This window comes from Alteromonas nitratireducens (assembly GCF_040812025.1).
GTDB classification, from domain to species: Bacteria; Pseudomonadota; Gammaproteobacteria; order Enterobacterales; family Alteromonadaceae; genus Alteromonas; species Alteromonas nitratireducens.
Window position 1 is genome coordinate 15,511 of the sequence record NZ_JBFNPK010000007.1, and the last position, 21,299, is coordinate 36,809.

21 protein-coding genes are annotated in these 21,299 nt (G+C 52.4%); 3 read left to right on the forward strand and 18 right to left on the reverse strand.

Features of this window, described 5'->3' with window-relative positions:
- Position 1: 1 nt before the first annotated feature.
- From AB1N33_RS08065 to AB1N33_RS08090, 6 genes are all read right to left on the reverse strand, one after another.
- Positions 2 to 1,396, reverse strand: a complete 1,395-nt coding sequence (locus tag AB1N33_RS08065) for a sensor histidine kinase (protein WP_411271035.1) — start codon at positions 1,394 to 1,396, stop codon at positions 2 to 4.
- Between the two features lie 104 nt (positions 1,397 to 1,500).
- Positions 1,501 to 1,776: an EF-hand domain-containing protein gene (locus tag AB1N33_RS08070; protein WP_411271036.1), complete on the reverse strand. Its 276-nt coding sequence runs from the start codon at positions 1,774 to 1,776 to the stop codon at positions 1,501 to 1,503.
- 190 nt (positions 1,777 to 1,966) lie between these two features.
- Positions 1,967 to 4,048, reverse strand: coding sequence for a putative bifunctional diguanylate cyclase/phosphodiesterase (locus AB1N33_RS08075; RefSeq protein ID WP_411271037.1), 2,082 nt, complete (start codon positions 4,046 to 4,048; stop codon positions 1,967 to 1,969).
- A gap of 35 nt (positions 4,049 to 4,083) precedes the next feature.
- The gene (locus AB1N33_RS08080) at positions 4,084 to 4,479 is read right to left on the reverse strand and encodes a tellurite resistance TerB family protein (RefSeq protein ID WP_411271038.1); all 396 of its coding nucleotides are present in this window, start codon (positions 4,477 to 4,479) and stop codon (positions 4,084 to 4,086) included.
- 162 nt (positions 4,480 to 4,641) lie between these two features.
- Complete coding sequence (locus AB1N33_RS08085) at positions 4,642 to 6,288, reverse strand: ATP-binding SpoIIE family protein phosphatase (RefSeq protein ID WP_411271039.1); 1,647 nt, start codon at positions 6,286 to 6,288, stop codon at positions 4,642 to 4,644.
- A 14-nt stretch (positions 6,289 to 6,302) separates the two neighbouring features.
- On the reverse strand, positions 6,303 to 6,608 hold the full coding sequence (locus tag AB1N33_RS08090) for an STAS domain-containing protein (protein ID WP_411271040.1): 306 nt from the start codon (positions 6,606 to 6,608) through the stop codon (positions 6,303 to 6,305).
- Positions 6,609 to 6,755: 147 nt separating this feature from the next.
- On the opposite strand from AB1N33_RS08090, the gene AB1N33_RS08095 reads away from it, so the two are divergent.
- From AB1N33_RS08095 to pheA, 3 genes are all read left to right on the forward strand, one after another.
- Positions 6,756 to 7,079 (forward strand): SUI1 family translation initiation factor, encoded by a 324-nt coding sequence (locus tag AB1N33_RS08095; RefSeq protein ID WP_411271041.1) that lies wholly within the window; start codon positions 6,756 to 6,758, stop codon positions 7,077 to 7,079.
- A 63-nt stretch (positions 7,080 to 7,142) separates the two neighbouring features.
- Positions 7,143 to 7,946, forward strand: coding sequence for a response regulator (locus tag AB1N33_RS08100; RefSeq protein ID WP_411271042.1), 804 nt, complete (start codon positions 7,143 to 7,145; stop codon positions 7,944 to 7,946).
- 229 nt (positions 7,947 to 8,175) lie between these two features.
- The gene (gene pheA / locus AB1N33_RS08105; protein ID WP_411271043.1) at positions 8,176 to 9,363 is read left to right on the forward strand and encodes a prephenate dehydratase; all 1,188 of its coding nucleotides are present in this window, start codon (positions 8,176 to 8,178) and stop codon (positions 9,361 to 9,363) included.
- Here the strand turns inward: pheA and AB1N33_RS08110 are convergent.
- From AB1N33_RS08110 to rpsP, 12 genes are all read right to left on the reverse strand, one after another.
- A complete protein-coding gene (locus tag AB1N33_RS08110; protein ID WP_411271044.1) occupies positions 9,358 to 11,193 on the reverse strand; it encodes a sensor domain-containing diguanylate cyclase in 1,836 nt (611 codons plus the stop codon). The two genes, pheA and AB1N33_RS08110, sit on opposite strands and share 6 nt — an antisense overlap.
- Before the next feature lie 6 nt (positions 11,194 to 11,199).
- On the reverse strand, positions 11,200 to 11,409 hold the full coding sequence (locus tag AB1N33_RS08115; RefSeq protein ID WP_411271045.1) for a hypothetical protein: 210 nt from the start codon (positions 11,407 to 11,409) through the stop codon (positions 11,200 to 11,202).
- 104 nt (positions 11,410 to 11,513) lie between these two features.
- Positions 11,514 to 12,062, reverse strand: a complete 549-nt coding sequence (locus AB1N33_RS08120; protein ID WP_411271046.1) for a GNAT family N-acetyltransferase — start codon at positions 12,060 to 12,062, stop codon at positions 11,514 to 11,516.
- Positions 12,059 to 12,874 (reverse strand): SAM-dependent methyltransferase, encoded by an 816-nt coding sequence (locus AB1N33_RS08125; RefSeq protein WP_411271047.1) that lies wholly within the window; start codon positions 12,872 to 12,874, stop codon positions 12,059 to 12,061. Before AB1N33_RS08125 ends, AB1N33_RS08120 begins: the two co-directional genes overlap by 4 nt.
- On the reverse strand, positions 12,867 to 14,174 hold the full coding sequence (locus AB1N33_RS08130) for a pepsin-like aspartic protease (RefSeq protein WP_411271048.1): 1,308 nt from the start codon (positions 14,172 to 14,174) through the stop codon (positions 12,867 to 12,869). Before AB1N33_RS08130 ends, AB1N33_RS08125 begins: the two co-directional genes overlap by 8 nt.
- Before the next feature lie 74 nt (positions 14,175 to 14,248).
- Positions 14,249 to 16,573, reverse strand: a complete 2,325-nt coding sequence (locus AB1N33_RS08135; RefSeq protein ID WP_411271049.1) for a methyl-accepting chemotaxis protein — start codon at positions 16,571 to 16,573, stop codon at positions 14,249 to 14,251.
- A 128-nt stretch (positions 16,574 to 16,701) separates the two neighbouring features.
- Positions 16,702 to 17,859, reverse strand: coding sequence for a bifunctional chorismate mutase/prephenate dehydrogenase (tyrA, locus tag AB1N33_RS08140; RefSeq protein ID WP_411271050.1), 1,158 nt, complete (start codon positions 17,857 to 17,859; stop codon positions 16,702 to 16,704).
- Between the two features lie 25 nt (positions 17,860 to 17,884).
- A complete protein-coding gene (locus AB1N33_RS08145; RefSeq protein ID WP_411271051.1) occupies positions 17,885 to 18,976 on the reverse strand; it encodes a 3-deoxy-7-phosphoheptulonate synthase in 1,092 nt (363 codons plus the stop codon).
- Positions 18,977 to 19,267: 291 nt separating this feature from the next.
- Positions 19,268 to 19,627, reverse strand: a complete 360-nt coding sequence (gene rplS, locus AB1N33_RS08150; protein WP_411271150.1) for a 50S ribosomal protein L19 — start codon at positions 19,625 to 19,627, stop codon at positions 19,268 to 19,270.
- A gap of 18 nt (positions 19,628 to 19,645) precedes the next feature.
- On the reverse strand, positions 19,646 to 20,362 hold the full coding sequence (gene trmD / locus AB1N33_RS08155) for a tRNA (guanosine(37)-N1)-methyltransferase TrmD (RefSeq protein WP_411271151.1): 717 nt from the start codon (positions 20,360 to 20,362) through the stop codon (positions 19,646 to 19,648).
- A gap of 45 nt (positions 20,363 to 20,407) precedes the next feature.
- Positions 20,408 to 20,929 (reverse strand): ribosome maturation factor RimM, encoded by a 522-nt coding sequence (rimM, locus tag AB1N33_RS08160; RefSeq protein ID WP_411271052.1) that lies wholly within the window; start codon positions 20,927 to 20,929, stop codon positions 20,408 to 20,410.
- Between the two features lie 23 nt (positions 20,930 to 20,952).
- Positions 20,953 to 21,204 (reverse strand): 30S ribosomal protein S16, encoded by a 252-nt coding sequence (gene rpsP / locus AB1N33_RS08165; RefSeq protein ID WP_411271053.1) that lies wholly within the window; start codon positions 21,202 to 21,204, stop codon positions 20,953 to 20,955.
- Between the last annotated feature and the right edge of the window lie 95 nt (positions 21,205 to 21,299).

Consider the following 21,299-nt stretch of genomic DNA (forward strand, 5'->3'; position numbering starts at 1 on the left):
CTTAAGATTCCTGTTGACTGATTGTTACCCTGAAACAAACGTCGGCATAGTCTACATCGACAATCGAGGCGGATCCCTTCATCAACTTTGCACAGTCGGCCACTATCGACAGCCCCAGTCCGGTACCAATGACATTATCGTTGCGCGGCTCGCTGCCGCGGATAAATGGCTCGAACAGACTGTCAGCGGTTTCCGGCGCAATTTTCTTACCACGGTTGGCCACATCCACAACGGCCATCCCCTGTGCAAGGTAAACCGAGATATTTATCGGACGCCCGGGGGCGCCGTGTGCGACCGCGTTAGAAACCAGATTATCCAGCACACGTCTGAGCAGCTCCTCGTCAGCCCGAATGGTGTCGGCCTGCACGTCGACAATCACGTCGCGCGACTGCAGGGCCAGCGCGTAGTCTTCGAGACAGTCAGCAATCATGGCGGCGGGCCTGACCTCGGTCATGGTCGGCTGCGCCTGCTGGAGCAGCAGGTTGTAATCGAGTAATTTCTCTACCAGCACACTCAGGCGCTGGGTGCTGCCGGTCAGCAGGGACAGCACTTCTTTCTGACGGTCGTTCAGTTTTCCCACCACATCCTCAGACAGCAGGCTGCACCCTTCCTTGATACTTGCCAGTGGCGTTTTCAGCTCATGTGCCGCGTGCCGTAGCAAGGCCGTGCGGATGTGTTCGAGCTGGTTCAGACGATCGGAAAGCCAGTGCAGTTCTTTTTCTACATCTATCAGTTCTGACGGCGCCTGTGTTGACAAAGGTGGCAGCTCGCCCTGCTGCTGAGCAAGAATATGAATGATGGTTTTCAGTTTTTTTACCGGATTCACAATAAGCTGGCTGCCTAGCAAAATCAGCAACAGCGATACGGTAACCAGCAGCGCTGTGGACCATGCCTGTTTTGCCTGCATTGCAGCCAGGTCGTCTTTCTGCTCATCCAGCCGGCGTTGAATAGCCCGGTCAACATCCGCACGCAGTCCGCTTTGCAGACGATTCAGGGTGGCCAGATACGCGTTGAGCAACAAACTATCTTCGAGATTCCTGAATGCGCTAAGCGTATCAAGCTGGTTGTTTATCTGCTGGCAGACACTGTCAGCGTCAACGGCATCGCACAGACGTTGTGTCTCTGTCCTGAACTGTTCCAGCGCGTTGTCTGCAAGTACTGCGGCCTGGTCGGCGCCAAGCACCTGATACTGGCGAATGCTGCGTTCCAGGTCCAGCGCAATAGCATCCAGACTACGCATATTTTCAACTACATCAACCACATAACGGGTATCGGTTGACGTCATGTTACCCACCAGCGTGAGGTCACGCTGACTTTGCCAGAGCAGCGCGATCAACGGGATAAGCGCCAGCACAAAGCTGATCAGGGTAAGTTGTCGAAGTGATCCTATTCGCAAGTATCGTTCTCGTAATTGGGGGCGAAACCATGCCGGACTTCGCCTCGTTTTACCGGAAAACCGCACATCCGGTTTACCGTAGTGCAACATGGGACAGTTACCGTTCAGCCTGTTTGCTGCACATCACTACCGGTCGCCCGGTCATCGGCGTCAAGCTCATCGCGGGTCAGCAAACCATCGCCATTTTCGTCAATATGCCCAAAGCGCTGCAACAAGTCCGCGTCACGTACTGCTTCCTTGAGTGAAATCTTACCGTCCTTGTCACTGTCCAACAACGTAATCAGGTCAGTTCCCGCACTGGCCCGCGCCGCCAGTGCTGACAGCAAAAGCACGCTGCCTGCAAGCAGCACATGCCGATATAGAGTGTTCATTCGTGCCATGATATGGCTCCTTCAGTGTTCCGTCTGTCTGAAACATGTCGCATCCCGAAGCAGTACGACACGCGTCGTTGTTACTCTGCCCATGTCCATTGCCAGAACCATACCAGATACATTTTCCCTATATTTTTCAATAGAATAAAAAATGCGACGCCCATGGACGTCGCATTAGTGTAGCAAATTAACGACAGATTTAATGCATACTCAGTAACTGTGTTTTATCAAACACGTTAGGCAGCGTCTGCAATTCCTCAAGCGGAACCGGCCGGCTGAACAGGTAGCCCTGGACATGGTCGCATCCGTGATCAAGCAGGTACTCCCACTGCGCAATATGCTCGATGCCTTCTGCACAAATACTCAGGGATAAGCGCTTTGCCAGGTCAATAATGGCACCAGTAACCAGACGACTGCGCTCAGAGGTTTCAATTTCACTGATAAACTGACGGTCAATTTTCAGGGTATCAATGCTGATTTGTGTCAGATAACTCAGCGACGAATAACCGGTGCCGAAGTCATCCAGTGAAATAGCACACCCCATGTTGCTTACCCGCCGGAAAAATTTATTGGACAGCGCAAAGTTCTCCAGATAGGCCGACTCTGTCACTTCAAATTCGATATATTCCGGATTAATACCATGCTGCAAAAATAGTGCATGAATGGAGTCAAAAAGTGCCGCATCACGCAAATCGTGACCAGACAGATTGACCGCCACTTTGAAGCGTCGCTTCATCCATTGTTTAATCAGCGGAAGTTGAATGCAGACCTGCTCAATGACGTAGCGAGTCAGCGCAGTGATTTTTCCGCCCTGCTCGGCAATGGGGATAAACTCGCCGGGCATCACCATGCCAAATTCAGGGTGATACCAGCGCAACAGCGCCTCAAATCCGACGATGTGACCATCACCACCAATTTTCGGCTGATAATAAACGATGAACTCGCTGTTCATCAGCCCCTGATCGATACTGTTTGCAATCGACAGCTTGCGCTTGTAAGACTCGACCATGTCCGGCGTGAAGACAGTGTAGATCCCTCGCCCTTTGGCTTTTGAGCGGTACATGGCAAGGTCGGCGTTACTCATCAGCTGGCTGAGATCATAGTCAGCGTCTGAGGCTCTGGCCACCCCCATACTGATCCCGACATTCAGTGCCAGCCCACGCAGCTGAAACGGTTCGCTGAACGCAGAAATAAGTCGGTCAGCCATATTGTGAATACTGGCATCGCTGGTATCCCGGTCGGGCAACACAATAAATTCATCGCCCCCCAGACGGGCAATCAAATCGCCCTCACGCAGTAACGTGGTTACCCTGTCTGCGACCTCAATCAGAATTAAGTCGCCGGTTTCATGGCCCAGCGAATCATTAATGCCTTTGAAACCATCAAGGTCAAAAAACATCAGTACCAGATCTTCCTGATGCCGGCGTGCGCGCGCCAGTTCGAGCCTCAGGTTATCCATCACAAATTGCCGGTTTGGCAGGCCTGTAAGGCTGTCATAGTTCGCCAGCCGCGTCATCGTTTGCTGCTGCTCAACCAGGGTCTGGTTCTGCTCATAGTTTATCGTGAGCTCGGTCTCCATGGTTTCCAGCAGATTGTTTACATTGCGTGCCAGCGCAGAAATTTCCCGCTGCTTATTTTCCGGATAACGCAGGGTATAGTCTTTTGAATCGTTCACATTGCGCAGAAAACCTGAAAGGGCATTGACCGATGACAACCAGCGGTGGACCAGATACAGATAGACCAGCAGGCTCAGAATAAGGAACAAGCCGATAAACGGCAGACTGCGAATAACCAGTGCACGGGTACTGGCCGACAATGGCCCCTCAATATCAAACACCAGCATAATATGACCGAGCGGATACACGGTGCTGCCAATACGGTCTACCGACACCAGTACGCCATTTTCAATGCCGTTGCCTGACACAAAGCGTGATGGTTTTAACTGGTCATAGCCTACCTGTGCTTTCAGCGCAGCCTGCTTACCGTCTTCCGTAATTAGCGTCTGGTAAGCCTCATCAAGCAGGGTAATGCCAATAAGGCTGGTGTCACTGGCCGCCAGCGACATCACGTTTCTTACGTCACGCTCGCTCCAGGCTTCTTTTTCAAGTAGCGGCCGAAGTTCACTGACCAGCGTGGTCGACACGGTGTGCGCGCGCTGTTTTGCCAGTACAATAAAACGTTCTTCATGCTCGGTCACCAACACCGTCAGTACGACAGCGGTTGTGGTGATGACGGCCATACTGATAATGGCGCCAACTGCACTTCTGATTGATCTAAACACCCGCTATTTCCGCCCCGTGCAATCTGCAGCGAGGGCTACTCCCCGGTTACTTCAAGTTTTGTTTTTATAAATACGCTATGCGGCAAATACAGTAAATCAGCAATTCGACGAATAGTGTGTTCTTCGATGGGCGCGATCTCTTCATCTGCATAGGCGACCTGCCATAAGCCTTTCAGAATGGTGCGTTTTTCATCCTGATGACACTGGTCATTGACCACCTTGGTGAACTGCACCAAATCGACCGCTTCTTCCGCTGTGTCCTGCCCGTCAGACATCAGCGCATCCAGTTCGTCATCCGTCAGGGAAAACTGACGACTCAGCACATGGCGGTATGCGGCCAGTTCATCATCCTGTGTCTTGTTGTCGGCACGAATAATTTCACTCATCAGCGCAGCGGTGGCCAGTTCCAGCGAGTGAGCAGATAACGACATTGTCGTTTTTGTCTGCGTAAATAATTCGAGCACAACGCGTAGCATAGCGATACCCCATGATACTGATTCAGACGTGCCAGCCGATAATAACTGGCTAAAAGAGGCAAAACAGTAGCAGCTTTAAAGGAATGTGAGAAGCCTGAACGCCATGATCCCGCCGTATCAGGTAAGCATTAGCCTGACCGAAACCGTACTGCCGTCATTATCGTGCCATACCTCAGACCCGATATCTTCCAGCAGTGATAAACCACGGCCAAACGGATTGTCCAGCGAAGACTGCCTGACCGCATCGACATCAAAGCCGTCGCCGGAATCACTGACTGACACACACACCGACGCGGTATCAGGGTCATAGGAGAGCGAAATATCAATGTGTCCCTCACTCAGCTCAGCCAGCAGACGTTCTCGTTTTTCGTAATATTCAATGAATCCCTCAGGCTCACTTTTCAGGGTAGAATCAAGCTTCAGCAGACCATGTTCCAGAGCATTGTTGAACATTTCAGACAGCACGGTGAACAGGTCGGAACGCACCGCGCTCAGTACGGGCTGGTTGTTGACGAGATCCAGCAGCGTATCGATGGGATTGACCTCGCGAATACGTCTGGCGTCCAGGGAAATACGAATATCAAAGGGGACTGGTGACATCGCGCTGTCAGCCCTGAGCGCATGCAGCGGCTGACTGGTGAAGGTGACAATCGTCAGGTCATCGGAAAACGCCGCGTCACCGGCAAATGCCTTCGCGTTTTGGAACAGTCCATCTGCCCGAATCTCTGACGCCCGACTTACCCAGCATTTCACCCCAGCCTCGTCGAGCATATCCCCGTCGCTGTTGCTGATTTCGGGCAGGCCGTCAGTGTACATCACGACAGTATCCCCCGGACTGATACTGAAATTGTCACACTGTGCGTCAAACTCATCCGTATCGAGGATCCCCAGCGCCATATGGCCGGAGGGGTAAGCACGTACATCACCGAGCTCACTGGATTTGACCAGAACCTGTGGCATGCCACCGCTCCACACCGTAAAGCGGGTCCCTTCAATATCCACTTCACCAATGATGGCCGCAAAAAACATATCTACCGGTAAAAACCTCACCAGCAATTCATTCAGATCTGTCGCAATTTCAGCGACCGACATGCCCTTTTCAGTTGCTTCAGTAAAACGCTGTGACACAGGTAAGGCACCGATGGCTGACGCCAGTCCGTGACCGGTAAAGTCACCGACAAGAAAATACAGACCGCCTTTCGGACTGGGTGCACACAGGAATACATCGCCGTTAAACAGCGTGGCAGGAGAAATATGATAGTCAAAGTACTGCTGAACGTCTGACTGATTGACCAGCGCATTATTGAAAATATGTTCGACGATACTGTGTTCACGGACAACGCCCTGTTTGTAAAAGCGCAATTCGCGATTTTGTTGCTCGACGTGCATAGACAAGGCACGGATACGCTCATGAGCGCGTATCTTGGCAGTAAGAATAACACTGTCAAAAGGCTTGGTGACAAAGTCGTTACCGCCAACCTCAAGACAGCGTACCAGGCTGGCTTTATCGTCTAACGATGTAATAAAAATAATAGGAAGATAGCTGCCACCGGCCTGTTGTTTAAGCACCGGTGCAACTTCGAAGCCCGACATGCCTGACATCAGCACATCCAGCAGTACCAAATCCGGTGCAAGTGTTACAGCGCTGGCAATGGCTTCTTCACCGCTTGCCGCCTCATGACAATCGTCATAACCGGCCTGCATCAGCATGTGCACCAGTAATGTGCGGTTTATTGACTCATCGTCAACAACCAGAATTTTCATGCTGACTGGCCTGCTTAACTTATGGTGAATTTTTTATCAAAACGGGAAATCTGCAGAATACGCTCCACGCGTGGCCGACACTGCTCGATGGAATATGTTAGCTTTCTGTCTGACAGCACCTTTTGCATGTTAAGCAGCATCCCCAGTGCCGAACTGTCCATGTATTCGGTTTTTGCCAGATTCACCGCAATGTGGGAGACACTGTTCGGTAAACCACTGTAGGCTTCTTTAAAATCCTGGACTTTCGCGTAGTCAAAGCGCTCATCCATCACAATGGTCAGCGCGGTTTCTTCGCTGTTCAGTTTTGTTTCAATACCCATCTGGTCACCCCGAGTCCGTTTTTCGACCTGTTGTTCACGCGTCAGTATTATTTACGATATGATGCATTTACTATAGTAGCGCATAAATACACTTCACCCGTGTTATTAACAATTTAAATTGTTTTTATTTGTTTTTCAGGAGAGAACATGTCTGACAACCGGCTGGTCTATTCAACCGACGGCGGAAAAATTGATGCACCTAAACCCGACGCCGCGCGGTCGGTATCGGCGGACGGCGTCGTCCGCATTCAGCGTGAAACCAAGGGGCGTAAGGGTAAAGGCGTGTCAGTCCTTACCGGACTTAACATGGCGCCGGATGAATGCAAAAATTTGTGCAGTTTTCTGAAGAAAAAGTGTGGCTGCGGTGGCGCAGTAAAAAACGGTACGATTGAGATTCAGACAGACGACCGAGAAAAACTCAAACTGCTGCTGCAAGAAAAGGGGATCACCGCTAAACTTGCAGGAGGCTGATCTGCGCAGCATTACCGTCTTCGCACTGCCCTACTTACACCATTAACGAAAAAAGAGTGAAACATGGAAAAGCTGTCTATTCCCGACCTGCATATAGTGTTGATTGAGCCTTCAGATACGCAGCGCAAAATCATAACGACGCTGCTGTTGAAAGAGAAAGTGAAGGAGATTGACCCGGTCAGTACCGTGGCCGAAGCAAAGGCAGCCATCAAATCCCATGGCGCGGATCTGATTGTCAGTGCCATGTATTTTGAGGACGGCACCGCCCTTGACCTGCTGAAATTTGTTAAAGAGTCTGACGACTTCAACAGCATCCCGTTCATGCTGGTGTCCAGTGAAAACCGCCTGGCTAAACTGGAGGAATTCAAACAAGCGGGTGTGGCAGCCATTTTACCCAAACCCTTTGAGCCACTGCATTTGTCACGGGCACTGAACGCCAGCCTCGATCTTATCAACCATGACGAACTGGAACTGGACCTGTTCGACGTTCAGGACGTGCGGGTGTTGCTAGTGGATGACAGCAAACTGGCCAGAAACCATATTCGAAGGGTCCTTGAGGGTATGGGCCTGAAAAAAATTAAAGAAGCTGAAAATGGCGCGATGGCGCTGACGCTGATAAAGGACGAAGCGTTTGATCTGGTTGTGACGGATTACAACATGCCAGAGATGGATGGCCGGGAACTGTCTGAATTTATCCGCTTTAACCCGGAAACCACCCATATTCCTATCATCATGGTAACGTCAGAGTCTGCCGACAGTGCCCATATGGCGAATATTCAGCAAACCGGCGTGAATGCACTGTGTGATAAGCCGTTTGAGCCAACCGAAGTGCGCGTGATGCTGGCGGCACTGCTGGGCAACGACTAAGTTCATAATTTTGATTATGTAAAGTCAGCGTGAATTTTTGTCACGCTGACACTGTATAAAAGAATTGACAGCCCTGGCTGGCAGGCTTAGAGTCAGGGATATGAAAGAACGTAAATTCTCAACTGCGCTGTTTTTTACTTTTACCCACACTTGATGAGGGAGGCGCGGCTGTATCTGAAAACCTCCCACCGGGAGGTTTTTTTTTGCCTAACAATTGCGGTGACACAACATGCCTGACCATGCACTAGACACTTTTCGAGAAAAAATTACTGCGCTGGACGATCAGCTCCTAACCCTGCTGGCACAGCGCCGTATGCTGACCAATGAGGTCGCGGAAACGAAAATCACCCACCATATTCCGGTCAGGGACCAGAAACGGGAAGAACAGTTACTGATCAATCTGATTAAGAAGGGCAAAGCGCTGTCACTGGATCCCCACTACGTCACCCAGCTATTCCATGTGATTATCGAAGATTCTGTGCTCAACCAGCAGGCGATGCTGGCTGCCCGGGCTAATCCTGGCAGTGCGCTGCCGCTGAACCGGGTCGCCTTTCTCGGTGATAAAGGGTCATACTCCTACTTGGCTACCCAGAAATACTTCTCGCGCCGTGGTGGCGAGTTGCTTGAAATCGGCTGTCAGAGTTTTGCCGACGTGGTCCATAAAGTGGAGAATGCCGAAGCCGATTATGCCGTGCTGCCGATAGAAAACACCACCTCGGGCAGTATCAACGAGGTCTATGACCAGTTGCAGCACACCGAACTGAGCATCATCGGCGAACTCACGCATCCTATTCGTCACACCTTGCTTACCGCAGTGCCGACATCACTGGATAAAATTAAGACGCTGTATGCCCATCCGCAGGTGTTCACACAATGCAGCCACTTTCTGGCTGAGTTGGGTAACGTTGAAGTAAAAACCATGGACAGTACATCGTCAGCCATGCTGACGGTGAGTGAACTGAAGCGGGAAGACGTGGCCGCAATCGGCAGTGAAGCCGGCGGTAACCTGTATGGGCTCACTGCAATCAAGTCTAACCTGGCAAACCAGAAAGAGAACCACAGCCGCTTTATTGTTGTCGCCCGCCACCCTGTGAATGTGCCGCTGCAGATCCCGGCCAAAACGACCCTGGTAATGTCCACGGTACAAAAGCCCGGAGCTCTGGTGGAAGCGCTGCTGGTACTGAAAGAAAACAATATCAATATGACCAAGCTTGAGTCACGCCCGATCCCCGGGAACCCGTGGGAAGAAATGTTCTACATTGATATGGAGGGGAACGTGGCTGACGGGCCAGTTCAGGCAGCTCTCGATGCACTGCGCAGCATGACCCGCTACATTAAGGTGCTGGGCTGCTACCCCAGCGAAGAAATCAGCCCCACCAAAGTGGCCGCCGCCAATGCACTGGCAGATGACTTATAGTGCGGGCTGACGACTGAATCCCGGGCTCTCACCGGGTTCAATGGAGGGCGAATAACAGAATACTTTGTTACGCCCTTCTTCCTTACTGCGATACAGCGCCATATCAGCCTTGGCATAAAGTTCATCAAAAACGTAACCACACTGAGCGGTATCAGTTACCCCAAAACTGGCGGTAATGGTAAAGCAGGCGCCACTCGGCAGCGTATCAATTGCTGCAATGGCCTGTCGGCAGTTGTCAGCCAGCGTGTGAGCCTTCCCGATGGTACAGCCCGGCAACAGCAGCGCAAACTCCTCGCCGCCCATACGCCCTATCACATCCTGCTGACGGCAAACCGACCGAATGGCATCCACCACCGCTTTCAGCGCCCAGTCACCCACCAGATGCCCATGGTTGTCGTTGATGCTCTTAAATAAATCAAGGTCAAAGATTACAAAGGCTAGGGGCTGATCGGTCTTTTGATGATGAGCCAGTGTTGATTCCGCTACGGAAGTAAAATAATGGCGGTTAGCAATACCGGTAAGTTTGTCTGTTTGCGCCTGGATCCGCAATTCGTTATGCATACGCCGGTTAATCAGCACCCAGCCAACCACAATCACCCCGAGCAGCAGTAACACGGCAATCAGCAGACGACTGTTTTGCAACTCTTCTTTGTCTAACTGCGACTGGGTACGCAGCAGGCTGTTTTGTTTATCCAGTATTGCAATCTGACTTTCTTTTGCCTGTACGTTATTTTTCGCTCTCAGCGCGGCCAGTTGCGTGACCAGCGACGCATCAAGGTAGGCCTTTTCAAGTTGCGCAAATTGTTTGTAAGCAGCAAAGGCCTGCTCGCTGTTGCCCTGCTGCTCATAGACCTGGTACAACACTTCAAAGGCTTCTACCCTGGGCTGGGTTGCCCCCATTTCCGCAGACAGACGTATGGTCGTTTGTGCGGCTTCGCCGGCCTCGCTGACCTGACCACGGGACAGGTAAACAGATGCCAGCGCAGCAGAAAAATCCGCTTCCGCTCTGGGGTAACTGAGCGATGCCAGCAAAGGCGCTTCCTGCTGAAGTACCGCCAGTGCCTCATCATTCCGACCTTCCGCGTTTAAGTAACGCGCCTGAAAAATGCGGGTCAGCAACGTAGCGACAGGCTCATTGGCCTCTTCACAGGCATCAATCGCGGCGTCAAATACGTCGCCATTGCCTATCTCATTGAGATGAAACCGGGCCTCCACAATAAGGTTACGGGCAAAACAGGCCAGCCTGGGTGACGTGGTCGCGATCAGCGCCCGATTAGCTGCATCAAGCGCATTGTTATAATCCACAGCCTGATTATAAAAAATTGCGCTGCCAATCAGCGCATGGGCATAAGGCTCATTCGATACAGTAGTGAGCAGAGCGGCGAGGCGTGCAGCAACCAGATACCCCTCCGTGTAATTACGCGTCAGCGCATAGATGTTAAGCAGTGCCGTGGTGGCTTCCACCCGTAATGTACTGTCACGGGTGCCCTCAATCACCTGATTGTACTGGGCGATAGCTCCCTCGGGATCACCACTGAAGCCGAGACGGTATCCGTTGAGGTAGGTATAGCGAAAACGTTGCTCCGCAGAAAAGGCGTTCTGAACGCTTGCGAGACTATCCAGCAATGCCGCAAAAGCGGTCGGATCCTGACTTTTTAAGGCCTGGGCCTTCGCGAGCTGCGCATCAATATCCTGCGCAGTGACAACAGGTAAAACCGTCACAGGTGCCCCGCCATCGGCCGCCGCAACGCTGCCCACAACCGGGAGTGCAGGCAGCATAAAAAGCATACCGGCAAGCGTAATAAACCACTGGCGGGGAGCGTTTTTCATCGCCAATCAATGCCACTGTGGTGAGCTACCGGCATCGTCCTCTTTCTTAGGTGTTTGCTCTTCATCATCATCCTTTTCCGGTACCATCAGGCACCACAGCTGTCCTGTTTCGGCAATATCCTGAATGTCCGCTTCAGCCAGCAGCATCTCGCGGGCGCTGCCACTTTGCAAAGCTGCCTGGGCACCCAGCATTTCCAGTGCTTTTATTTTATCCATTGCGTTCCCCTGAAAAAGTCGTTTTTATTGTTATGAATTGCGGCCTGCTGATAACAGGACCTGTCAAAGCCTACTATCATTCCGGCAGATTGAAAACTGTTTGTTTAGTCGACAGCAAAGGGCGACTGACCGGCCTCACCTAGCACAATGCTCTCGGCCCTGATGTCGGCATGGCAGCACTGGCGCCCGGCGCGCTGCACGGTGTCTTTATGAATTCGAAAACCAGCTACGCTGACCAGTTGCTTTGCTGCATTATGGGCATGATCAAAATAGGCCTCGATGGTTCGAAAGCCCAGATTATCAAAACCGAATCTGAGCATCCCCGTTAGTGCGGCCTGAGCAATGCCGCTTTTTTGTGCGTGCGGCGCCAGCATAATGCCGGCTTCGGCCCGGTCTGCGTTGGCAGGTGCACGCTTTAGCATCTGTATTCCTGCCGCCTGTCCGGCATGGTCTTCAATCAGCCAGACCCGCAGTCCGGCGCTGTCGCTCTGATGCGCTTTCAGTACCTGCGCCAGACTCTCTCGCGCCTGTCCTGTTGTCAGTGGCGGCGCAATGAACTGCATGACCCGGCGACTGGTATACAGCGCCTCATAAAACCCGGCGTCCTGCGGTGTTAACAGCCTGCAGGCGAAGGCGCTGCCAGCAAACGTCATTGGGTGTCTTCTGACTGGGCAAGCGCCACCAACCGCGCCCACATGGTCTCATCCCTCTGCATGGTCTTATGCGGCGGGATCACAAGGGTTGTGTGCTGATGTACGTTCGCGTTTGCCAACGCTGACAGTGGCAGTGTGTCAGCACGGGTTTTATCCACCGGCAGCACCGGTGCTTCGTACAGTATAACCGGATGGTCCTTCGGATACAGGTGGCCGAGCTGCTCAGCCAACAGCGCCCGGTAGCGGGCTTCGGTGACAAACTTGCCCCGCGAAATATCGCCGACAACACCAATCTGCCACAAGATGACGTAGCCAGCTGTGTCAAGTTGACGCTGGTAGAGCAAAAACTGACTGGCCTCCAGCTGCTGGCAGCCATACTGACCCGGATCGATGCCCAGATCAGCAAACAGACAATCCTCGGCAGAGATGCCTGGCAGCATTGACGCTGTATAGCCCAGTTCACGTGCCTGTCGGATGACTTCATGAGGCGCCCACGCAAACACACCGGGATGCCCATAAAACGCGCCAACCACGCGCAGTCCATCGCGCACAGCATCTAGCATGACCCGCACCATCTCACGATACGTCCGGGTGCGGCTTTTACCTTCCTGATAAAAGTGCTGCAAAGAATGCACAGTCGGGTTCATCCCGCTCACCCACTGTTCAACATACTGGTTGGAGACATTACAAAAAACGATATCGGCTGACTCAATGTAACTGCGTGCAATAGGGGTAATGTGCGCACCGAGTGTCATACCAACGCCAACACAGACTATGTGACCCGCCTTGGCGGGTTCAGGGTGTTTATCCATAACGAGACTCTTTGGAAGCAGGATGAAAAATACGATGAAGACCCTGACGCAGGGATTCAGCCAGATCACGTTTGCCATAAAAGTCGACCCGGCCCGACGGTCCTGCGCTGCGATCAAACACTGTGTAATAATTATTCAGCAGCGGAAGCCCCAGAATAAGCGTGTCTCCCCATTCAGGCAGCCAGCACAGTTTAAAGGTTGCCTGATCGCGCTTTGGCGCGTGTACCTGCCAGTAAGTGTGGGGCGACAATGTCAGTGTGACGGTATTGCCATCACAGCCGTTAAGCAAAATCTCGATGGAGGGCCATGCGTCTATGTTCAGGTCAGCCAGCGGCACGCCCGTTTCCTGGCCGGTAAACGCATCAAAAGCGGCAAGCGCTGCGGCAAAATCCGGATGCCCCGCAGCTAAGTCCTGACGGACCAGTTTAAACAGACGCTCTGGCAACACCAGAAAACTCGCGCCGCTGTCGATGATGGCGTTGCCAGACTTATGACCGGTGGGCTTGTCAACTGACGATGCAACCAGCCTGACCGGGTTATCCCCCACCCGGATACCAGTCACCTCTGTGTTGTAGTAGTTGTCAGATAACACTTCAACACTGCCTGTCCGGCCGGTATGCAAATCCTGGTGAATATGCGGTTTGCCCACCACAAAAAGACCATGATTCAGATGATGGGCATAATGGCTTCCGGTCTGCGTGGCTTCACAGTGATAAATACTGGAGCGGTGGGTGTACAGCGCAAACTGGTTCGCCACAATGCCCTGTTCTTCCAGTTGGGTGAAATACGGGGTAATGGGCACGCTGGGACAGGTTTTCAGCGCCTCGTCGGTCAGCGTACCGGCAAGCGCTGGTCGCTCAAACCACAACGGGTAGGTTTTCCCATGGGTTCCCACCTCATCAGCCAGTAGCTGAGACACATCAACACCATGATCCAGCGGGGTATAGGCCAGGCCGATGATGCCATCAGCATCAAGAAAACAGCCGGTGTCGGTTTCGTCAGCAATAGCCAGTGAAACCTCACGCAGTCTGGCACCATGTTCGTGCTGCCCGACAGCAATCTCGGTGGTAACGACCGGGCCGTGCCAGCCGCCTTTACCGTAACGGACATGTTGCAACAATGAGGTCGCAGACAGCGACGTATCAGCGCGGGCGTCATACCGTGAGTGCCGCAGTGCCATCACACTGCTGCCGGAGTCGAGGATCAGATTAACCGGGGTCTGTTGCGAGCCAGCCAGCAGGCGGGCGGTATACCCGCCTTTGGCGTAAAAATTCGAAATGGGGATGCGAACTGAGGTCATTACTGGTCATTGTACGGACGAAACCCCATACCTTGCCCGCTTATCCTGTCAGGTGCAAGATGAAACGCGTACCGTCAGAGTTTAAACCGGGACACCAAATCGCGGGACTCTGCGGCAACCTTCGCCAGTTCGCCTGCCGCCACAGTAGACTGCTGTGATGCAACGTCAATTTCAGAGGCCATCTCAGCAATCCGCGTGACATTACTGCTCACACTTTCCGATGTTGCATTCTGCTCTTCAGCGGCGGCCGCAACGCTGTCGGTCATTTGCTGCACTTTATTGATAATTTCCGACAATTCATTCATCGCGACACTGACCAGATCAACCAGGTGAATACCACCATCGGCAGCGGCCACGGCTTTTTCCATCTCTTTGACTGACTCATCTGACGTGGTGTTCATGCTGTCAACAATCTTGGCAATTTCCACGGTACTGGCCTGTGAACGAGTTGCCAGCGCTCTGACCTCATCGGCCACTACCGAGAAGCCGCGTCCGGCCTCACCGGCGCGTGCCGCCTCAATGGCCGCATTCAGTGCCAGCAGGTTTGTCTGATCAGCGATGGAGGTAATGTCGTTAAGCAATGTCGTGATCTGGCCCACTTCACTTTTCAGCGCATGAATGACCTCACTGGAATGCTGTAACAGCCCCACCAGCATTTTAATGTTCTGTGCCGCCAGGTCTGCCCGTTCCATGTTTTCCTTCAGGCTTCCCATCGCTGACATCCCATAATCCCGGGTTTCAACGGTCGACCGTGCAACCTCACCAATTGACGCCGAGAGCTCTTCGACTGCACTGGCTACCATGTGGGTCTCATCGGTTTGCTGACGCGCGGTCAGCTTACTCTGGGCCATCGCAGCACTCAGCTCTTCCGATGCTGACGCTACGGTATCCGCATTGGTGCGGATACTGCCTACCACGTCATTGATCTGCGCGACGAAATCATTGAACGGGCGCACAATCCGGTTCACTTCCGGAATACCCGAGGCGGGCAAACGAACGGTCAGGTCCCCTTCCCCACGGCTGAGATCCTGACAGGCATCGCCCAGGGTGAGCAACGGACGTACCAGCAATGCCGCCATCCAGACGGCAAGACCACCGGCCAGTGCGAGGATCACAACTGCCGTCACCGAGGTAGACGACAAAATCGTCCCGCGTAGTTCATAAGCCGGCGCCAGCGCCTCACTTACATCGACCTCAGCGAGCAGCGCGTAGGTATACTGTCCGATTTTTAACGGCGAGTGATAGGAGAATACCGGCACCCCACGGTAATCAGTAATTTCCTTGAAGCCAGACTGCCCGTTCAGTCCGGCACGCGCAGACTCGCTGTCAACCGGCTGACGGCCAACCGATGTGCCCGCATCTTCAATGGTCTCTGCCGCATCAGGGTAGCGGGCGCGAATGGCACTAAGGTAGCCGTCACGGTCTTCGATAAAGAAGCGACTCTCACTAACCAGCAGCCCGTCAGGTGAAACCAGGTAGGTTTCACCTGATGCGCCAAATCCCCGTTCTCCCCAGGCCTGATCGTGGGTGAGAATATCACTGACCACATCCAGCGGGATCTGGAAAATCAGTATGGCAATCCGTCGCCCTTGCGGATCGGTCACAGGACTGGCAAGAAAACCGGCCATGGCATCATAGGAGGGTAAATAGCTGTCGAGCTTGCTGACCACAACGGCGCTGTCATCAGTCAGGCGCGAGGCCAGTGAAAACGCTTCGCCAATCCCGGTATTGGCATAAGGGCCTGTTTTAAGGTTGGTGGCAAAATCCAACTCTTTATACACGCTATAGACAATATCGCCGGTAACCGGATCGGCCAGAAAGATGTCGTAATACCCGAATGTTTTTAAGAACCGGCGAATCTCGGGATGATAGCGCGAGTGTGCTGCTGCGTAATCGGTGCCATTCGAAAGATCGGCAAGACTGTCTTTTTCTCCCAGCGGAAAGCGCGAGCCAGCAATAAAATCCTGCTGCAGCTTTTTTGCGACCGGCGACAACGGGGCAAGCAACCGCTCCGGCTGCGTCAGCATGCGATCATTAATCGCCTTGTACTGCGATGCAAAGCTGTCGGTGTAGTAGTCTTTCAGCTGTTTGGATTCAGAGGCCGTCAGCGCACTGCGCTGCCCGTCATAGTCGCGGTACGCCTTTAGCAGTGCCTGCGATGCTGACGTGATCAGCGAACTGTCAGCAAAGTTGCTAATCTGCGCTTGTGCAGTACTAATGTAATCATCCACCGCCTCGCGGGTCTGCACACTTTGCATGATGAGCTGTTCACGAGCCTGAGATGTCAGGGATTCGGTTGAATGAGACACGGTCAGCGTCGTCGTGATAAAGGCCTGGGCAAAAATAACCACAGCGACCAGTGAAAGGACAGCAATCAATAAACGCAATTTAAGGGACATCGGCGATTCCTTGCGTCTGAGTTGGCACTCAGCGCTTCATTGTGACCGGTAAGACACTTACCACCACGTATTACGCTATCGTGTAAATCAGCCGTTGTCTTTACCACTTTATGCTAATTTTACCGTCGTTACTTTCTCAGAAGATGACCATCATCTGCCTTTAGCAACAACTGCTTACTGTCAGTCAGACAGGTTTTTGCATAACTGCCAAACCACTGCCCTACCTGCAAAAACTGTTTTATGAATGTTTTTTTATCGCGTCGTTCAAGCATTACCAGCGCGTCACCGAAACGCGCATGAAAGCGTTTCAGCAATGCGACGTTGTCAGGATTATTGAAAATAATATCGGCATACAGTTCTGGCGCCTGAGCAAAAAGACGCCCTACCATTGCCAGTTCAAGCCGATAGATAGGTGAGCTGAAAACCGTCAGCGTCTCCAGGTCCGGATTTTCTTCACGCAGGTGTTCACCATACACAAACGTGTTGAAATGCCGCATGACCTGAATAAACGCCATGGCTTCGTCGTGTTCCTTCGCCGTACTTCTGTGGATACTGGCGCCCCAGATAATCATCTGGTCGACAAGCCACTGATATTGAGCAGGATGCCGGCCATCACAGACCACAACCACCTGCTTGATCATGCCAGGTGCGTCCGGCCCGAACATCGGGTGCAGTCCGACGACCGGCCCACTGTGCACTGCCATCATCGCCTCCAGCGGTCTGACCTTAACACTGGTAATGTCCGCCAGCACACAGTGCGGCGGCAGCATGCTCAGCTGACTGATCACATCAGGGGTGACGTTAATCGGGACCGCGACGATCACCACATCGGCCTGACTGAGTACCGTGGCGGCACGGCCAGACTGCCAGTCCTCCGGCTCGATAATATGTACCGTATAATCGCTGCGCTCAAACAGCTTGACGAACACCTGTCCCAGCGCACCGCGCCCACCGACCACTACAACATGACGGATGTCGGGGTTAATACAGCGATAACGGTTATTCTGGGTATGATATGACTCGCGCATGATGCGGCGCAGCAGGTCTTCGACAAGGTCCGGCGACACGCCAACCTGGTCGGCCTGTTGCCGGCGTTGTGCAATCAGCGCACGCTCACGCTCCGGCACATAAACAGGCATACCGGCACTGGCTTTCAGTTCACCGACCTTGGTTGTCAGCGCGCTGCGTCTGGCGAGCAGGTCAACCAGCGCGGCATCCACTTCATCAATGCCTTCGCGCAGTTTTGCGAGCGCTTCAGCATCCAGTTTCTGCGAATAATCCGTCATCGTCGCCTCTGTTCAGCCTGTTTATTCAGGCAACATCACTGCGCTTATTTTGTCGCATCGGCAGTACCGTAATCAGTTTATCCCGTGTCTGCATGATCAGGTTTTCGGTGGTGTTCCAGTCAATACAGCCATCGGTAATAGACACGCCAAAGGTCAGCTCATCCGGCGTTTTTCCATCAGCACTCTGGTTGCCCTCATGCAGATGGCTTTCCAGCATAATACCAATGATAGACTGGTTTCCCTCGAGAATCTGATTCACCACATTTTGCGCGACCAGCGGCTGACGGCGATAATCCTTGAACGAGTTCGCATGGCTGCAATCCACCACCAGCGATGCAGCCAGCCCCGCATTATGCAGCTCTTCCTCGCACTCTGAGACACACACCGAGTCATAATTAGGCTGTTTACCACCACGCAGAATAATATGGCCGTCAGGGTTACCACTGGTGGCAATGATACTCACCTGGCCCTGTTTGTTGATGCCCATGAAACGGTGACCCGAGGCGGCAGACTTCAATGCATTAATGGCAATATCAAGACTGCCGTCAGTGCCATTTTTAAACCCTACCGGCATAGACAGGCCACTGGCCATTTCCCGGTGAGTTTGTGATTCGGATGTGCGTGCACCAATGGCACTCCAGCTGAACAATTCAGCCAGGTACTGCGGACTGATAGGATCGAGCGCTTCGGTAGCCACCGGCAATTCGAGCTCAGCCAGCCAGATCAGCAATTCGCGCGCTTTTCGCAGCCCGGCTTCAATATCAAAGGTACCATCCAGATGAGGGTCGTTAATCAGCCCTTTCCAGCCCACGGTGGTGCGTGGTTTTTCAAAATAGACGCGCATCACAATAAACAGGGTATCTTTGCACGACTCATGCAGCTCTTTTAACCGTAAGGCATATTTTTTCGCTGCATCAACATCGTGAATGGAACAGGGTCCACAGACCACCAGCATGCGATGATCGCGTCGATGAATAATGTCTGAGATGGTGCGTCTGGCTTGCGAGATTGCCGCCAGTGCCTTATCAGAAACCGGCAATTCCTGACTGAGCGCGTCCGGCGTCACCAGCACGTCTTCAGCGCTGATGTGGATGTTATTAACGGTGTCCTTAATCATAAATTCTCTCTGTTTTACTGCGTCGTTTCAGGGTGTCGATGGGTGCCGGCGTGAAATGTAATACTTTATTTACACAAAGCGAGATGTAATTATTTTTATAAGTTTGACTTTCTAACAATTTAAACCTATCAGTGCAAGCAAATCGCGATGATACACGGCATTTTTTCCTGCATGCATCAGTATAGCTTTCCAATCACGCCAGTGCGTTACCTGCACCAGACAGCAAAAACGAAAAAGCCCGCAAAATTGCGGGCTTTTAAGAAGTTAACGATAACGCAGGGATTAGTAATCTTAGTTAAGCTTTTCTCTGATACGTGCAGATTTACCTGAACGCTCACGCAGATAGTAAAGCTTAGCACGGCGAACCGCACCACGACGTTTCACTTCAATAGAAGAGATTGCCGGGCTGTGTGTCTGGAACACACGTTCAACGCCTTCGCCGCTAGAGATTTTACGTACGGTAAAAGACGAGTGCAGGCCACGGTTACGTTTAGCAATAACAACACCTTCATATGCCTGAAGACGTTCTTTGTCACCTTCGGTAACGCGCACTTTAACACTTACTGTGTCACCTGGACCAAACTCAGGCACATCAGATTTTAGCTGTGCTTGCTCAATTTTTTTGATGATATCTTGACTGACTTTACTCATCATATCCTCTCGTCCTAGTTAACTGTCATCTTGCTGCTGCAGCGACTTAACCTCATTCAGTATTCGCTGCTGCTCCTCAGTCAGAGCTAGGTGTTGAAACAACTCAGGGCGACGCTGCCAGGTCCGTAAAATGGACTGTCTTAATCGCCACTGCCTAATTTTTTCGTGATCCCCGCTCAGCAGTACAGCCGGTACCGCCTGACCATCAAGTACTTCCGGCCGCGTGTAATGCGGGCAATCCAGAAGGCCGTCAGAAAAAGAATCTTCCTCAGCAGACGCTTTGTGTCCGAGTACACCCGGAACCAGCCTGGCTACCGCGTCCATCAGGACCATAGCCGGCAATTCGCCGCCGCTGAGCACGTAATCACCAATGGAGACTTCTTCGTCTACATGGCGTTCAATTACACGCTCATCAATTCCTTCATAACGACCACACAATAAAATTGTGCGCTCATTTTGCGCCAGGCGCTTTACGCCCGACTGGTCAAGTGGCCTGCCCTGTGGAGACAGGTAAATCACTTTTGCTTTTTCGCCTGCCTTTTCACGGGCAGCCATTATTGCGTCCTGTAGCGGCCTGACCATCATCAGCATGCCGGGACCGCCACCATAGGGGCGATCATCAACGGTACGATGACGATCGTGGGTGTAATCCCGCGGATTGAAGGTTTCCAGTGCAAGCCGTCCGGATTTCACTGCCCGCCCTGTTACACCCTGCTCGGTAAACGGCGCGAACATTTCCGGAAACAGCGTTACTACGCCGAACCATTTTGCCGGAGTCACTTAGAACCCCGGGTCCCAATCAACGGTAATTACCCGTGTTTCTTTGTTTACCGATTGCACGACACTGTCGAATACAAACGGCAACAACCGCTCTTTCTGACCAAACGCATCATTCACATTGGCTTTCACCTGAATGACATCATTCGCACCGGTATTGAAGATGTCACGGACAACACCAAGGTCATACCCGTCGGTTGTCACTACCTTCATCCCGGTCAGCTCCCGCCAGTAGACACCTTCATCACCCAAATCGGGCAACTGCGAAGCAAGAATCTCGATATCCCGGTTTTTAATGCGTTCCGCATCATCACGGTTATCGATGTTTTCCAGCTTGGCTACCAGGCTCTTACCATGCGGACGCCATTGGTCAACTGAATATTCTGCGTTATCCCCCAGTATCCAGGGCGCATAATCAAATATTCCTTCCGGTGTTTCGGTATAGCTGTTGATTTTGACCCAACCTTTAACGCCATAAGGCGCGCCGATTTTGCCAACTACCACTTTGTCAGACGCTTGACTCATCTACACCCACCGTTAGTGACAGCTTACGCTGCCGCTTTTTTTGCTTCTTTTACCAGGCTAGATACGCGCTCAGACAGACTCGCACCTACGCCAACCCAGTACTCAATACGGTCCAGGTCGATGCGAAGACGCTCGGCCTGACCTTGAGCGGTCGGGTTGAAGAAACCAACGTTTTCAATGAAACGTCCGTTTCTCGCGCGACGGCTGTCAGCCACCACTAGTTGATAAAATGGACGCTTTTTCGCGCCACCACGCTGTAAACGAATAGTAACCATAAATGCCTCAAACTCGTTGTAGCGTTACCGTTAACTTACCTTCCGTCCGGTTATCTTTTGTAAGACGCCAGATAGAAGGCCGCAGAATTATACGT